This is a genomic window from Skermanella stibiiresistens SB22 (assembly GCF_000576635.1).
Taxonomy (GTDB): Bacteria; Pseudomonadota; Alphaproteobacteria; order Azospirillales; family Azospirillaceae; genus Skermanella; species Skermanella stibiiresistens.
The window spans coordinates 38,897-51,905 of record NZ_AVFL01000018.1; the positions used below are offsets into that span (position 1 = coordinate 38,897).

General features: G+C 65.0%; 18 protein-coding genes. 2 read left to right on the forward strand and 16 right to left on the reverse strand.

What is annotated here, in order from left to right; translation table 11 throughout:
- Positions 1–349 precede the first annotated feature (349 nt).
- On the forward strand, positions 350–1,057 hold the full coding sequence (locus tag N825_RS21905) for an RNA polymerase sigma factor (RefSeq protein WP_198038819.1): 708 nt from the start codon (positions 350–352) through the stop codon (positions 1,055–1,057).
- Positions 1,058–1,174: 117 nt separating this feature from the next.
- Here the strand turns inward: N825_RS21905 and N825_RS21910 are convergent, their stop codons facing one another.
- The 8 genes from N825_RS21910 to N825_RS21945 all read right to left on the reverse strand — a co-directional run bounded on the left by N825_RS21910 (position 1,175) and on the right by N825_RS21945 (position 4,857).
- Positions 1,175–1,438: a transposase gene (locus N825_RS21910; RefSeq protein WP_037457052.1), complete on the reverse strand. Its 264-nt coding sequence runs from the start codon at positions 1,436–1,438 to the stop codon at positions 1,175–1,177.
- Between the two features lie 54 nt (positions 1,439–1,492).
- Positions 1,493–1,876 carry a RebB family R body protein gene (locus N825_RS21915; RefSeq protein ID WP_037457055.1) on the reverse strand — a complete coding sequence of 128 codons (384 nt, stop codon included), beginning with the start codon at positions 1,874–1,876 and terminating at the stop codon, positions 1,493–1,495.
- A 137-nt stretch (positions 1,877–2,013) separates the two neighbouring features.
- Complete coding sequence (locus N825_RS21920) at positions 2,014–2,367, reverse strand: RebB family R body protein (protein ID WP_037457057.1); 354 nt, start codon at positions 2,365–2,367, stop codon at positions 2,014–2,016.
- A gap of 106 nt (positions 2,368–2,473) precedes the next feature.
- Complete coding sequence (locus tag N825_RS21925; RefSeq protein WP_037457060.1) at positions 2,474–2,791, reverse strand: RebB family R body protein; 318 nt, start codon at positions 2,789–2,791, stop codon at positions 2,474–2,476.
- Positions 2,792–2,882: 91 nt separating this feature from the next.
- A complete protein-coding gene (locus N825_RS21930) occupies positions 2,883–3,197 on the reverse strand; it encodes a RebB family R body protein (protein WP_037457061.1) in 315 nt (104 codons plus the stop codon).
- Positions 3,198–3,398: 201 nt separating this feature from the next.
- Complete coding sequence (locus N825_RS37555; protein WP_037457229.1) at positions 3,399–3,704, reverse strand: RebB family R body protein; 306 nt, start codon at positions 3,702–3,704, stop codon at positions 3,399–3,401.
- 280 nt (positions 3,705–3,984) lie between these two features.
- The gene (locus N825_RS21940) at positions 3,985–4,263 is read right to left on the reverse strand and encodes a RebB family R body protein (RefSeq protein ID WP_037457063.1); all 279 of its coding nucleotides are present in this window, start codon (positions 4,261–4,263) and stop codon (positions 3,985–3,987) included.
- Positions 4,264–4,509: 246 nt separating this feature from the next.
- On the reverse strand, positions 4,510–4,857 hold the full coding sequence (locus tag N825_RS21945) for a RebB family R body protein (protein WP_037457066.1): 348 nt from the start codon (positions 4,855–4,857) through the stop codon (positions 4,510–4,512).
- Positions 4,858–5,587: 730 nt separating this feature from the next.
- Here N825_RS21945 and N825_RS21950 point away from each other — a divergent pair.
- A complete protein-coding gene (locus N825_RS21950; protein WP_037457068.1) occupies positions 5,588–5,968 on the forward strand; it encodes a helix-turn-helix domain-containing protein in 381 nt (126 codons plus the stop codon).
- A gap of 16 nt (positions 5,969–5,984) precedes the next feature.
- On the opposite strand, the gene N825_RS21955 is transcribed toward N825_RS21950, so the two are convergent.
- From N825_RS21955 to ctaD, 8 genes are all read right to left on the reverse strand, one after another.
- Complete coding sequence (locus tag N825_RS21955; protein ID WP_037457070.1) at positions 5,985–7,478, reverse strand: carboxypeptidase M32; 1,494 nt, start codon at positions 7,476–7,478, stop codon at positions 5,985–5,987.
- Positions 7,479–7,505: 27 nt separating this feature from the next.
- Complete coding sequence (locus tag N825_RS21960; RefSeq protein ID WP_037457071.1) at positions 7,506–8,252, reverse strand: SURF1 family protein; 747 nt, start codon at positions 8,250–8,252, stop codon at positions 7,506–7,508.
- Between the two features lie 4 nt (positions 8,253–8,256).
- Positions 8,257–8,625, reverse strand: a complete 369-nt coding sequence (locus N825_RS21965) for a DUF983 domain-containing protein (protein WP_037457073.1) — start codon at positions 8,623–8,625, stop codon at positions 8,257–8,259.
- 43 nt (positions 8,626–8,668) lie between these two features.
- Positions 8,669–9,484: a cytochrome c oxidase subunit 3 gene (locus N825_RS21970; RefSeq protein ID WP_037457076.1), complete on the reverse strand. Its 816-nt coding sequence runs from the start codon at positions 9,482–9,484 to the stop codon at positions 8,669–8,671.
- Between the two features lie 25 nt (positions 9,485–9,509).
- Positions 9,510–10,082: a cytochrome c oxidase assembly protein gene (locus N825_RS21975; RefSeq protein ID WP_051512749.1), complete on the reverse strand. Its 573-nt coding sequence runs from the start codon at positions 10,080–10,082 to the stop codon at positions 9,510–9,512.
- Positions 10,079–10,243, reverse strand: coding sequence for a hypothetical protein (locus tag N825_RS39825; RefSeq protein WP_211098409.1), 165 nt, complete (start codon positions 10,241–10,243; stop codon positions 10,079–10,081). The genes N825_RS21975 and N825_RS39825 overlap by 4 nt, the downstream gene beginning before the upstream one ends.
- A 58-nt stretch (positions 10,244–10,301) precedes the next feature.
- Positions 10,302–11,234 carry a heme o synthase gene (gene cyoE, locus N825_RS21980; protein WP_037457077.1) on the reverse strand — a complete coding sequence of 311 codons (933 nt, stop codon included), beginning with the start codon at positions 11,232–11,234 and terminating at the stop codon, positions 10,302–10,304.
- A 113-nt stretch (positions 11,235–11,347) separates the two neighbouring features.
- Positions 11,348–12,964: a cytochrome c oxidase subunit I gene (gene ctaD, locus N825_RS21985; RefSeq protein WP_037457078.1), complete on the reverse strand. Its 1,617-nt coding sequence runs from the start codon at positions 12,962–12,964 to the stop codon at positions 11,348–11,350.
- Between the last annotated feature and the right edge of the window lie 45 nt (positions 12,965–13,009).

Here is a 13,009-nt window from a genome sequence, read left to right on the forward strand (position 1 = left end):
AGACACCGGACTATAGCCGTTCGATCAAAGCCCGGCGCCACGCGTCGATGCCAAGTCGTGACGTTCATGAAGTCTCTCTCATTGGTGTCGGATATGGATTCCAAGCAGGAACTAGTCGTCAGGTTTCAATCCTGAAACAGTCATTGACTATAGACCAACCATCGAACACCAAAATACATCAGATCTTATGTCACAATGATAATGAGGAAATGAGAGTCACTCACGATTCATATGATTGTATTCGATCATTGTTTTCACAAATGTCGAGAGCATTCGTCACATGTATGGTGAGCAAGAATCCATTGGTCGCTTGTCGTGGGACCAGCCAGTTTGGCCGTGGGGGATGGTTGTGACATATGCGAATACTGCTGGCAGCGCGTTCGATTCTGCCATTCATTCCGAACCGGCGGCGTTTCCGAACCAGCCCCACCACGCCGAGACGCCGTACCGGCGGCTTCGATCGGACGGATCGCACGCGACCAACGCGCCTCACGCCAACGCTCTTCACGACGCCATCCGCGCCCGGTTCAGGAGCATGTACGAGGAGCATCGAGGCTACCTGCATGGGCTCAGCCTGCGCTGGAGCGCCGGCAACCACGCGGAAGCCGAGGACGCGGTCAGCGACGTGTTCTGCCGCGCGGTCGATGTCCTGAGCAGCGGCAACACCGTCATCCTGAACGAGCGGGCTTGGCTGGGGCGGATGCTGCACAACCGCTGCGTCGACCGGCACCGGCGCCGGCGCCTGGAAGCCCAGGAGCCTCTCGTCCTCGATCACGAGGGCGATGTCGGCGACATGGCGGCCGATCACGACAACCCCCTCCCGACGCCCGAGACCGAGATCCTGAACCGCGAGCTGGGAGCGGTGCTGGAGTGCGCCCTGGATACCTTGCCCGACACCCTGAAGGGCCCGCTGAACATGCGGCTGATCAACGGCGAACCCTATGGCGCCATCGCCGAACGGTTTGGCCTGTCCCAGGCCAACGCCCGAAAGCGGGTCCAGCAGGCGCGGGAACTGCTGCGCGACCGTCTGGCCGGCTATATGACGGAAATGGGCTGAGGGGAAACAGCCCCGGTATTTGGTCGATCGGCACGAAAAAAGCCGCCCCAGGGGCGGCTTCTTGTTGCCTCGATCCATCGAACCCCGCCCACGGCGGGGCCCGTGGGACCAGTGGCCTCAGCGTCTCTGCAGCCGCTCGCGGAGCGCCTGGTTCTCCAAGGCCGCTTCGGTGTACAGGTCCCGCAGCCGGCGGTTCTCCTCCTCCAGCCGCAGATTCTCCGGATCGCGGCTCAGCGCAGCCCGGCTGAAACGGTTGCGCCAGCGATAGACGGTCGCCTCGGCGATGCCATACTTGCGTATCACCTCGCCGACCGGGGCGCCCTCCTCCAAATCCTGCACGACGCGGCGGCGTATGTCATCGGCGTAACTTTTGCGCGGCATGGTCGGAATCCGGTCTGGTGCGGCGGAACTCAATCGATTGTCGCGACCGCTCGATCACTGGCCCGCGGCGGTTTGAGGGTGGGGAGCGCCGGAGGTCCTGGCGCCGATGTCGGAGCCCTCGCCATCCTTGACCGACGAGAGCACCTTGGCGAGGTTCTCAAGCGGTTGGGCGACCTCGATCTTCGCCATCTCGGTCAGCAGCTTGACGGCCTCCTCGGCCTTGCCCTGCTCCAGCAGCAGGTTGAACGCCCGCGTCGTGACGGCGGTGATGATGGTATTGAGACTCTGATGCTGTGCGACATGGTTCTGCATGGCGATGCCGATCGCCTGCGCGAGCTGGGTATAGACCACCGAAGCGGCTTGGCGGGGTGCCGGCTCCAACAGGGTGCCGGTCAGGGCGCCAGCCACGAAGGGGGATGATTCGATCGGGTCGGGCATGGTGTGGGTCTTCTTTCGTCCAATGATCTAGTCGTCCGCCATCAGGTCCCAGGCCACCAAGCCAAGGGCCATCAGGTCGGGGGCCATCAGGTCAGGGGCGCCGACGGACTGGCGCCCCCTCCTGACATCGTCCGGGATCAGGGCTGTCCCTTGCCCGGGATCTGCGACGCCTGGTACGCCTGGATGGCGGCGATCAGGGCCACCAACTGCTTCACCTGCGACGCGCTGCCGAAGATCTCGCTGGTGCCGACCGCGTCGGCCGCGACATCCATGGAATAGATCAGGTTGACGCCCTGGGTGGTCACGGCGGTGTCGATGGTCGACATGTTCTGCTGGTTGGCGACGGCGTTCTGCATCGACAGACCGACCGACTGCGACATCACCTGATAGAGCGTGCCCAGCGCCTGGGCCGGCGCGTCGCCCAGGACCTTGACGTTCGCCTGCGTGACGGCGTCGGTGATCTGCCCGTTGACGAGAGTGGGGTCAGACATTTCATCATCCTCCTATGTGTGGTCATGCCTCTGGGGGCATGGGGCCTTGCCGCTGGCGGCAAGGGTGTTGGCCTCGCGAGGGTTCGAACCCGGCCCTCGCGGCGCGTCACTTGCCGGTAAGCGCCTTCAGGACCATGACCAGTCCCGCCATCGAGTTGGCGTTGAAGATGTCCTTGGTGGCGACCGCGTCCGCGGCGACGTCCATGGAATAGAGCAGGTTGACGCCCTGGGTGGTCACGGCCGTGTTGATCGTATTGCGGCTCTGCTGCAGGCTGACGGCGTTCTGCATGGACAGGCCGACCGACTGCGACATCACCTGATAGAGCGTGCCCAGCGCCTGGGCCGGCGCGTCGCCCAGAACCTTGACGTTGGCCTGCGTGACGGCGTCGGTGATCTGCCCGTTGACCGGAGTGGTGTTAGCCATGGGTTATCCTCGCTTCCGGGTGGATTGCGTTCACGGGTGGATAAGACCTTCGGAACCGGTCGGGCGAGCCGCGGCCGGTCCCGAGGCGATCTCACTTCTTGAGCGCGGCCAGGGCGGCGACCAGCCCGGCCATCGAGTTGCTGTTGAAGATCTCGCTGGTGCCGACCGCGTCGGCGGCGACGTCCATGGAATAGATCAGGTTGACGCCCTGGGTGGTCACGGCGGTGTCGATGGTCGACATGTTCTGCTGGTTGGCCACGGCGTTCTGCATGGACAGGCCGACCGACTGGGCCATCACCTGATAGAGCGTACCCAGCGCCTGGGCCGGCGCGTCGCCCAGGACCTTGACGTTGGCCTGCGTGACGGCGTCGGTGATCTGTCCGTTGACGAGAGTGGTATCAGCCATGATTGAAACTCCTGTTGCGTGTTTCGTTCGACGTTGGTGCCGCGGCGGGAACGGCCGGCCGGCCGCCCCGTCTCACGGGTGTCCCGCCAGGGAATGGAGAGGCGGCGGGGTTCCGCGGGACGGCTTGGGGACGCCGTCCCACGTGGCTTGCGGCGTCGCGCCCCGGGGGCGGCGTACGCGGATCTTCGATCTCGCCGGATGTCATGACGGCGGCGTCTGGTTCGTGGCCAGGGCCGCGATCAAGGTCTTCAAGGCGTCGGCCAGAACGGCGGACGAATCGGGCTGTGGCGGCGGCGCCACGCGGGCCGCCGGACCGCCGGACAGCAGCAATGCCAGGCACTGCGCGGTCACGGTGTTCGAAATGGTGTTCATCTGCTGCTGCTGGGCGACCGCGTTCTGCATGGACAGGGAGGTCGCCTGGGCGGCGGACTGGTACAGCATGGCCATCGACTGGGCGGGAGCCGATCCGAGAACCAAGGCGCCCGCCTGGGATACGGCGTCGGTCATCGCGGATCCTCGCGTCCGCCGGGCGGCGTCCGGTCCGGTCTCATCGTCTTGGCACGGGCGATCCATGGCTTCGGCTCCATCGAATTCTCGGGCCGCCCGCGCCACCATCCACTCCCCAGACGAGCGGCCAAGCCTTTGACGGAGGCCGCGTCGTAATCAGGAAGCCGTGACTGGGATGCCGAATGGGACGAACTTTGGTGAACGGAGGCTGGCGGACGAAAAATGCGGGCGATGAGCCCGCATTTCCGCGTCGGCTCGGCTGGTGGCTAAGGCGCCGCCGTCACTTGGTGCCGCTGTTGAAGATCTCGCTGGTGCCGACCGCGTCGGCGGCGACGTCCATGGTGTAGATCAGGTTGACGCCCTGCGTGGTCACGGCGGTGTCGATGGTCGACATGTTCTGCTGGTTGGCGACGGCGTTCTGCATCGACAGGCCCATCGACTGCGCCATCACCTGATAGAGCGTGCCCAGCGCCTGGGCCGGCGCGTCGCCCAGGACCTTGACGTTGGCCTGCGTGACGGAGTCGGTGATTTGACCATTGACAAGGGTAGGATCAGCCATGTTATCTCTCCTGTTGCGTGTTTGACGTTCGATGATACTCAGCGGGCGGCGATGGTGTCATAGACCATTCCGCCCCCTGGTTGTCCCGCCGGGGATGGGGATTCACGGCGGGGGTGACGCGTGGCAGGTTGGGGAATTCGCCACGCGTTACTTGTCGCTCCACGCCGTGTCGTGGCGTGGATGCTGAATTCGGTTATCGTGTCGGGTGCGGGATTGCGCGGGGGAGGCGATATCGCCGCTCCGGCTTCAGCAATCGCAAGTGTCGGTGTCATCCTTCCGCAGGGCCGAGATGACGTCGGCGAGTTGCTGGATGACATCGTTGTCGACGGTTTCGCGCCTGTGAGGCTGGCGTCTGGGGCGGGACCGGTGGCGTGACGGCAAGACGGCCGTGACCTCGCGCACCATCGCGACGCGGTGTTGCATGTACTGGTTATGCTGTGCGGCGACGGCGTTGAGTGCCGCCAATCCCGCCGCCTGGGCGCCCGTCTGATACTGCGACGCCATCGCCATCGCCGGGCCGCTTCCCAAGACCTGCACATTGGTTGACGCGACGGCATCCGTCATGCCATTGGTGGGACGTTCCGCGCTGGGCATGCACTCTCTCCTGTTTTCCGCGACTCCGGGTGCCGTCGGCTCCGACCGGTCCGCCGGCTCGTGTTGGATGCGACGCCCAGACCACCGCCATTTGTCAGCGGCCGGAGGGGGTGGGTCGTCCTCGGGTGAACTCATTTGAAATCCTCGCCATCCAGACCCGCCGCATCGGCGTCACCGCCCGGCGGTCCGCGCCGGCCGGCATCGGATGTCCGGGCCCACCCTTCCATCCCAAACCAGCGTCGTCACGGCCTCCGCCCCCTCGAACCCGACAGCGCGCCAAAGCCGCCGTCTACTTTCATGACGCCCGGGCACAGCGTTTGTGAACTCAAGAGGGAAAATATATATGGGTGCACGCGCTAGGGAGGTCGGTTTTCAGGACGCGGGATTTCGCCCATCTGATCTTGCCATGAAGTCGCAGCGGGAAAATTGTAGCTATCAGCTACGGAAAACGTCATGTGTAAGGTCGTTGAGACGGTATCGGCGCAAAAAGCCCTGCGTCGAATTCAGCCGCAGGTGAGTGCCAGGAGCCGAAGGGAAGGTCGCCGAGATCGCGGAGGACCCTTATCGAGTCCACAACAACGTGACCAAGCTTCAAGGCCGGGACGGCTATCGTCTTCGCGGGGGAGATTGGCGGGTGCTCCACGACTTGGACGATGGGAAGCTGGTAGTCCTCCAGGTCGACGTTCCACCCCGTGGCGGCGCCTACAGGGCTTGATGAGGATTTTTTGGAATGGACAAGGACTTCAGCCGCATCGTCAAGGATGGACAGACCTTTGTCCTCGTTCCAGAAAACGTCTATGAACATCTGCGGGAAGACGCCGAGATGCTGGCCGACATCCAAGCTTACGATGAGGCGAAGGGTCGTGGTGAGGAGGTCTTCCCGAGGGAGTTGGGGATTGAGCTCTCCGAAGCCGCCCATGCCGGAAAAAGCCTCGTGCCAATCTGGCGGAAATATCGAGGCTTGTCGCAGACCGCCTTGGCCGAGGCCAGTGGCGTCAGCCGGGCGTATCTCAGTGAGATCGAAAACTCGAAGAAGCCGGGATCCGTCGAGGCGTTGAAGCGAATTTCAACGGCGCTCCGCATCGATTTGGATGATCTGGTCCAGGGCTGAACGCGCCCCGTCCTCCTCACGCGTCTTCCAGGTACCGGCTCGCCAAGTGCTTCTGGTAGACGCCGGCGTCCAGCGGACGGCCGGTCGCCTGCTTCAGCAGTTCGTCGGCCGGCAGCAGGCTGCCCTTGGCGTGGATGTTGGTTCGCAGCCAGGACACCAGGGGGGAGAAGTCGCCGCGCGCGATGCCGGGCATCACGCCGTCGTCGGCCCGCACGGCGGCGTCGAACAATTGGGCGGCGGTCATGGCGCCCAGGGTGTAGGTCGGGAAATAACCCCAGGCTCCCCCCGGCCAGTGGATGTCCTGAAGACAGCCGAAGCGGTCGTTGGGAACGGTCAGCCCGAGCAGCGACCTCATGCCCTCGTTCCAGGCGCCGGGCAGGTCGTTGAGGGTCATGTCACCGGCGATCAGCGCCTTCTCCAGGTCATAGCGGATCAGGATATGCGCCGGATAGGTCACCTCGTCGGCATCGACCCGGATGAAGCCGGGCTCGACCTTGGTATAGAGCCGGTGCAGGTTATCGGCCTCCCAGGCCGGACCGGAACCGCCGAAGCTGTCGCGCATCACCGGCGCCGCGAATTCCAGGAAGGCGCGGCTTCGGCAGGCCTGCATCTCGATCAGCAGCGACTGGCTCTCGTGCAGGCTCATGCCGCGCGCCTCGCTGACCGGCTGGCCCAGCCACTCGGTCGGGCGGCCCTGCTCGTACAGGGCGTGACCGGTCTCGTGCATCACGCCCATCAGCGCCTTGGTGAAATCGGCCTCGTCGTATCGGGTGGTCAGTCGGACGTCATGGGTGGCGCCACCGCAGAAGGGATGCAGGCTGATGTCCAGCCGGCCCTTGTTGAAGTCGAACCCGGCGGCGCTCATCATCCGGACGCCCAGGGCGCGCTGGGTCTCGACCGGGAATGGGCCCTTGAGCGGCAGGATGTCGGGCAGGATCTTCTGCCGCTCCAGCACTTGGCTCAGGAACCCCGGCAGGAACTGACGGAGGTCGGCGAACACGCGGTCGATCGTGTCGGTGTTGCCGCCCGGCTCGTAGGTGTCGAGCAGGGCCTCGTAGGGCGAACAGCCCAGCGCCTCGGCCTTGGCGTCCGCGATCTGGCGCTGGAGGTTGAGCACCTCTGACAGGCTGGGCAGCAGCAGGGCGAAGTCGCCGGCGGGCCGCGCGTCGCGCCAGACCATCTCGCAGCGGGAGACCGCGCGGGAGTTAGCCTCGACCAGATCGGTCGGCACGGCGGTCGCGTGGAGATAGGCGCGGCGCATCTCGTGCAGGTTGGCCTGTTGCCAGTCGGACAGCGCGGTCTCGTGCTCGGCGTCGGCCAGCAGGTCGGCGTTGTCGTCGTCGGTCAGAAGCTCGTGGCTGAGCACCTTGAGGGTCGCCAGCTGTTCGGCGCGGCCGTCGGCCGCTCCCGGCGGCATCAGGGTCTCGGTGTCCCATTGCAGGATGCCCAGCGCGTCCGAGATGGCGGCGATGCGGGCGAAGCGGCGCTCAAGCGTCTGATAGGCGGACATTGCGGCTCCCTGGAATGGTGAGGCTTCTTAGGTTGGGTCTGAGTCCCGCCGCCTCTGGGACACGATGTAGACGACGAGCAGCGTCAGCGCCAAACCATACCACGTGACGACGTATTGGAGATGGTTGTTCGGGATCACGACATTGCTCTGGCCGCCGACCGGCAAGCCGCCTGGATTGGGGGTGGCCGCCGCCTCGACGATCACCGGCAGCGCACCGGTGACACCGGCGGACGCCGCCATGGCCGGGATGTCGTACCAGAACCACACATTGGCCCAGGCGTCGTTGTCCGGCTGCATCCAGCCCGGCCCGGTCGGCACGCGTACGATGCCCTCGACGGTGACGGTGCCGGAGAGCAGGCCATCCGGCCGGGTCGCGGGATCGCGCGCCTCGGTCGGGATCCACCCGCGGTTGACCAGCACCACAGTGCCGTCGTCGCGCTGGAGCGGCGTCACGACGTGGTATCCGATCCGGCCGTTCAGGCTTCGGGCGGCCAGATCAAGCTCGTGGTCGTGCAGGAAGCGGCCAGTGGCCGAGACGCGGTGATAGTCCCACTCCGCGGGATTCCCGATGACCGTCGGCAGCGGCACCGGTGCGGCGTTCAGGCCCGCCTCGATCCGCTCGATCAGCTCGGTCTTCCAGGCCAGCCGCTGGAGCTGCCACGTGCCGAGACCCAGCATGATCGCGATGGCGACGACCGTGAAGATCGTCGCGCCCAACGCGGGGCGGAACCTCATGCGGCCCTGCCGTTCCTCGGTATGGGTCGTTTCGGCCATTGGCTTAGTCCCGTGTCCCCGGAACCGGGGGAACATCGTATTCGCTGGCGCGATGGCGGAACTGGAGGGCCATCAGATAGGCCTTGGCCGGGCGCAGCATGCCGAGCGCCAAGCCGAGGATCACCACGGTCCAGATGATGGCGTGGAGCCACAGCGGCCAATCGACCGACATGGCGACCCACAAGGCCACCGGCACCACCGTGAACCCCAGGATGAATGTCATGAACACGGCGGGACCGTCGCCGCTGTCGCCTTGGGCCAACGCCAGGCCACAGACCTCGCACTGGTCCGATACGGTCAGGAAACCCTTGTACAGGCGTCCCTGGCCGCACCGCGGGCATCGGCACTTCAACGCCGCGGTGAGGGAGGACACCCGGGGATATGAGGCCCCGGGGTTGGAAGGTCTTGTCAGAGGCTCAGGCTCCCCACCAGTAGACCGCGATGAACAGGAACAGCCAGACCACGTCGACGAAATGCCAGTACCACGCGGCGGCCTCAAAACCAAAATGGCTCTTCGGCGTGAAATGGCCGGCCATCGTACGCCACCAACAGACCGCGAGGAAGATCGTCCCGACGATGACGTGGAAGCCGTGGAAACCGGTCGCCATGTAGAAGGTCGACGGATAGATGCCGCCGGTGAAGCCGAACGTCGCGTGGGAGTATTCGTACATCTGGAAGAAGCTGAACAGCACGCCGAGCAGCACCGACAGGCCGAGGGCGACGCTGGCGGTCTTGTTGTCGCCCTGGATGATCGCGTGGTGCGCCCAGGTCACCGTGGTGCCGGACAGCAGCAGGATCAGCGTCATCATCAACGGCAGATGGAAGGCGTCCAGCGTCTCGATGTTGGTCGGCGGCCAGACCCCGCCGATCGCTTCCTTGGGGAACAGGCTGGCGTCGAAATAGGCCCAGAAGAAGGCCACGAAGAACATCACCTCCGACGCGATGAACAGCGCCATGCCATAGCGCAGGCCCAGCTTGACGACGGGGCTGTGGGCCTTCTGGCGGACCGCCTCCTTCAGGACGTCGCGCCACCAGCCGGCCATGACCGTCAGGACGCTGAGGAGGCCCAGCGCCAGCAGCAGCCAGCCGCTGCCATGCATGTAGAGCACGGCGCCGACAGCGAGCAAACCGCCGGAGAAGGCACCGAGCAGCGGCCAGGGGCTGGGATCGACCAGATGATATGGGTGCTTATGACCGCCGCTGGTGGCGGCTTGCACGTTCGTCTCGGCCATGCTGTGTAACCCTCGTTCTTTGCTCTTATTTGTTGAGTGACGAAACCTGCCCCTGGGCGCCGTCGTCATGGGCGCGGAAGAAGGTGTAGGACAGGGTGATGGTATCGACGTCGTTCAGTTTCGGGTCGTCGGCCATGGCCGGATCGACGAAGAAATAGACCGGCATGTCGACCGCTTGGCCCGGCTCCAGCCGCTGTTCGGTGAAGCAGAAGCACTGGATCTTGTTGAAGTAGATCCCGGCCTTGTCGGGCGTGACGTTGTAGGTCGCGGTGCCGGTGACCGGCGTGTCGGAGTGGTTGACGGCGTGATAGCTGGTCAGCGCCGGCTCGCCCAGCCTGACCGTCATCTCGTGGACGTCGGGCTTGAAGCCCCAGGGCATGGCCGCGTTGACATCGGCGTTGAACCGGACCTTGACCGTGCGGTCGAGGATCGGACCGGCCGGCCCCTCCGCCCTTTGCGTCGTTCCGCCGAACCCCGTCACTTGGCAGAACAGGCTGTAGAGCGGCACGGCGGCGAAGGACAGCCCGATCATGCCGAAGACCAAGCCGAACAGGCCGCCCATCAGGATCAGGTTCTTGCGCCGGGGGTCCGACCTCATGCGTTGCCCCCGATCCTGACCAGTGTGACGACATAGAGCAGCGCCACCAGGGCCAGCAGGGCCAGCAGCACGGCGATGTTCTTGCCGCGCTGGCGACGCTTCTGCTCGTCCGTGAGCCGGATCGGCTTCGACGGGGTGGGAGCGATGCGGTTGGCTTTCATGGTGGCCACTTGCTCTGTACTCTTGATTTCAGGTTCAGGCGAACACGCCATTTTCGGTTCAGGCGAACACGCCCAGGGGTTCCGCCAGCCGCTCGCCGATAAGCAGGGAGAGCAGCAGGAAGAGGTAGAGGATGGAGAAGACGAACATCCGCTTGGCGGCGGCGTCCGTCTTGTCGAGGCAGACTTGGATCGCCAGCGCCACGAAGAGCGCGCCCAGCACGATCGAGCCGGCCAGATAGGCCAGACCCGCGATGCCGACGAACCACGGAGCGACCGCGATCGGAAACAGCAGGACCGTGTAGATCAGCATCTGCTTCTTGGTCTCGCGCTCGCCCGCCACCACGGGCAGCATCGGAACGCCGGCCTTGGTGTATTCCTCGTTGCGGAATAGGGCGAGGGCCCAGAAATGCGGCGGCGTCCACATGAAGATCAGCAGGAACAGCAGGACCGACGGGACGCTGACGTCGCCGGTCACGGCCGCCCAGCCGATCATCGGCGGGAAGGCGCCGGAGGCGCCGCCGATCACGATGTTCTGCGGTGTGCGGCGCTTCAGCCAGATGGTGTAGACGAAGACGTAGACGAACGAGGCCAACGCCAGCAGGCCGGCGGCGACCCAATTGACCGCCACGCCCATCAGAGCCACCGACCCGATGGTCAGGACCACGCCGAAGCTGAGGGCCTCGTCGGGATCCACCCTGCCCTCGGGCAAGGGGCGGTTGCGGGTGCGCCGCATCATCTGGTCGATATCGCGCTCGTACCACATGTTGATGGCACCCGACGCGCCGGCGGCGACCGCGATGCACAGGATGGCGGTCAGCGCCAGCACCGGATGAAGGTGGCCGGGGGCCACGATCATGCCGGCGAAGCCGCTGAACACCACCAACGACATGACCCGGGGCTTCAGCAATTCGAAGTAGTCACGGACCCCGCCGGTGGCGACGCCCTGGACGGGAACCGCCTCGGCGTCCGGTCGCATGGTCAAGTCTGTCATCTCTTAACTTCTTCCCCTGGGTCTTCCCCTGGCCCTGTCTTGATCCGGGTCTTGATCCGCGCGCCGCGGCGGCGTTGGGTGTCTCGACCCAAGCGCCGCTGCGGCGCGTGTCCTCACTTGACGCGCGGCAGTTCGGTGAACTGGTGGAACGGAGGCGGCGAACTGACCGTCCATTCCAGCGTGGTCGCCGACTCGCCCCAGTAGTTGGCGCCGACGCGCTGGCCGCGGGTGACCGTGTAGATCGCGATGCCGACGAACAGGAGCGCCGCGGCGAACGAGATGTAGGCGCCGAGCGACGAGATCATGTTCCACCCGGCGAACGCGTCCGGATAGTCCGGGATGCGGCGCGGCATGCCGGCCAGACCCAGGAAGTGCTGCGGGAAGAAGGTCAGGTTGACGCCGACGAAGGTCATCCAGAAGTGGACCTTGCCCCAGAACTCCGGATACTGCCGGCCCGACATCTTGCCGATCCAGTAGTAGAAACCGGCGAAGATCGAGAACAGCGCGCCCAGCGACAGCACGTAGTGGAAGTGGGCCACGACGTAGTAGGTGTCGTGCAGGACGATGTCCATGCCGCCGTTGGCCAGGACCACGCCGGTGACGCCGCCCACGGTGAACAGGAAGATGAAGCCGATGGCGAACAGCATGGGGGTCTTCATCTCGATGGAGCCGCCCCACATGGTGGCGATCCACGAGAAGATCTTGATGCCGGTCGGCACCGCGATGATCATCGTCGCGGCGGTGAAGTAGGCGCGGGTGTCGACATCGAGGCCGACCGTGAACATGTGGTGCGCCCACACGACGAAGCCGACGACGCCGATCGCGACCATGGCGTAGGCCATGCCGAGATAGCCGAAGATCGGCTTCTTCGAGAAGGTCGAGATGATGTGGCTGATCATGCCGAAGCCCGGCAGGATCATGATGTAGACCTCGGGATGGCCGAAGAACCAGAACAGGTGCTGGAACAGCACCGGATCGCCGCCACCGGCCGGGTCGAAGAAGGTGGTGCCGAAGTTGCGGTCGGTCAGCAGCATGGTGATGGCGCCGCCCAACACGGGGACGGCCAGCAGCAGCAGGAAGCCGGTGACCAGCATCGACCAGGCGAACAGCGGCATCTTGTGCAGCGTCATGCCTGGGGCGCGCATGTTGAAGATGGTCGTGATGAAGTTGATGGCGCCCAGGATCGACGAGGCGCCCGCCAGGTGCAGCGCGAAGATCGCCATGTCGACGGAAGGACCGGGATGCCCGACCGCCGAGCTGAGCGGCGGATAGATCGTCCAGCCCGTGCCGGCGCCCGTGCCGACGAAGGCGGAGCAGATCAGCAGCAGGAAGGCCGGCACCAGCAGCCAGAAGCTGATGTTGTTCAGCCGCGGGAACGCCATGTCGGGCGCTCCGATCATCAGCGGCACGAACCAGTTGCCGAAGCCGCCGATCATCGCCGGCATGACCACGAAGAACACCATGATCAGGCCGTGGGCCGAGATGAAGACGTTCCAGAGCTGGCCGTCGGAGACGATCTGAAGGCCGGGGCTCTGCAGCTCCATGCGCATGATCACCGAGAACAGGCCACCGATGATGCCCGCGGCGATCGAGAAGATGATGTAGAGAGTGCCAATGTCTTTATGGTTGGTGGAGAAGAACCACCGCGCGACGAATCCTGGCTTGTGGTCGTGACCGTGGTCATGACCATGATCGTCGTGGGCGGAAGCTCCGGTCGCTCCGTGATCCATGGTGCTTGTCCCTTACCCTCGGATATTGATCGCGTGGTCGGCGGC

Bases quoted from the DNA above. Each gene is read 5' to 3' on its own strand.
- N825_RS21910 (WP_037457052.1), bottom strand. From the start codon at position 1,438: ATGCCGCGCAAAAGTTACGCCGATGACATACGCCGCCGCGTCGTGCAG.
- N825_RS21915 (WP_037457055.1), bottom strand. From the start codon at position 1,876: ATGCCCGACCCGATCGAATCATCCCCCTTCGTGGCTGGCGCCCTGACC.
- N825_RS21920 (WP_037457057.1), bottom strand. From the start codon at position 2,367: ATGTCTGACCCCACTCTCGTCAACGGGCAGATCACCGACGCCGTCACG.
- N825_RS21925 (WP_037457060.1), bottom strand. From the start codon at position 2,791: ATGGCTAACACCACTCCGGTCAACGGGCAGATCACCGACGCCGTCACG.
- N825_RS21930 (WP_037457061.1), bottom strand. From the start codon at position 3,197: ATGGCTGATACCACTCTCGTCAACGGACAGATCACCGACGCCGTCACG.
- N825_RS37555 (WP_037457229.1), bottom strand. From the start codon at position 3,704: ATGACCGACGCCGTATCCCAGGCGGGCGCCTTGGTTCTCGGATCGGCT.
- N825_RS21940 (WP_037457063.1), bottom strand. From the start codon at position 4,263: ATGGCTGATCCTACCCTTGTCAATGGTCAAATCACCGACTCCGTCACG.
- N825_RS21945 (WP_037457066.1), bottom strand. From the start codon at position 4,857: ATGCCCAGCGCGGAACGTCCCACCAATGGCATGACGGATGCCGTCGCG.
- N825_RS21950 (WP_037457068.1), top strand. From the start codon at position 5,588: ATGGACAAGGACTTCAGCCGCATCGTCAAGGATGGACAGACCTTTGTC.
- N825_RS21955 (WP_037457070.1), bottom strand. From the start codon at position 7,478: ATGTCCGCCTATCAGACGCTTGAGCGCCGCTTCGCCCGCATCGCCGCC.
- N825_RS21960 (WP_037457071.1), bottom strand. From the start codon at position 8,252: ATGGCCGAAACGACCCATACCGAGGAACGGCAGGGCCGCATGAGGTTC.
- N825_RS21970 (WP_037457076.1), bottom strand. From the start codon at position 9,484: ATGGCCGAGACGAACGTGCAAGCCGCCACCAGCGGCGGTCATAAGCAC.
- N825_RS21975 (WP_051512749.1), bottom strand. From the start codon at position 10,082: ATGAGGTCGGACCCCCGGCGCAAGAACCTGATCCTGATGGGCGGCCTG.
- N825_RS39825 (WP_211098409.1), bottom strand. From the start codon at position 10,243: ATGAAAGCCAACCGCATCGCTCCCACCCCGTCGAAGCCGATCCGGCTC.
- cyoE (WP_037457077.1), bottom strand. From the start codon at position 11,234: ATGACAGACTTGACCATGCGACCGGACGCCGAGGCGGTTCCCGTCCAG.
- ctaD (WP_037457078.1), bottom strand. From the start codon at position 12,964: ATGGATCACGGAGCGACCGGAGCTTCCGCCCACGACGATCATGGTCAT.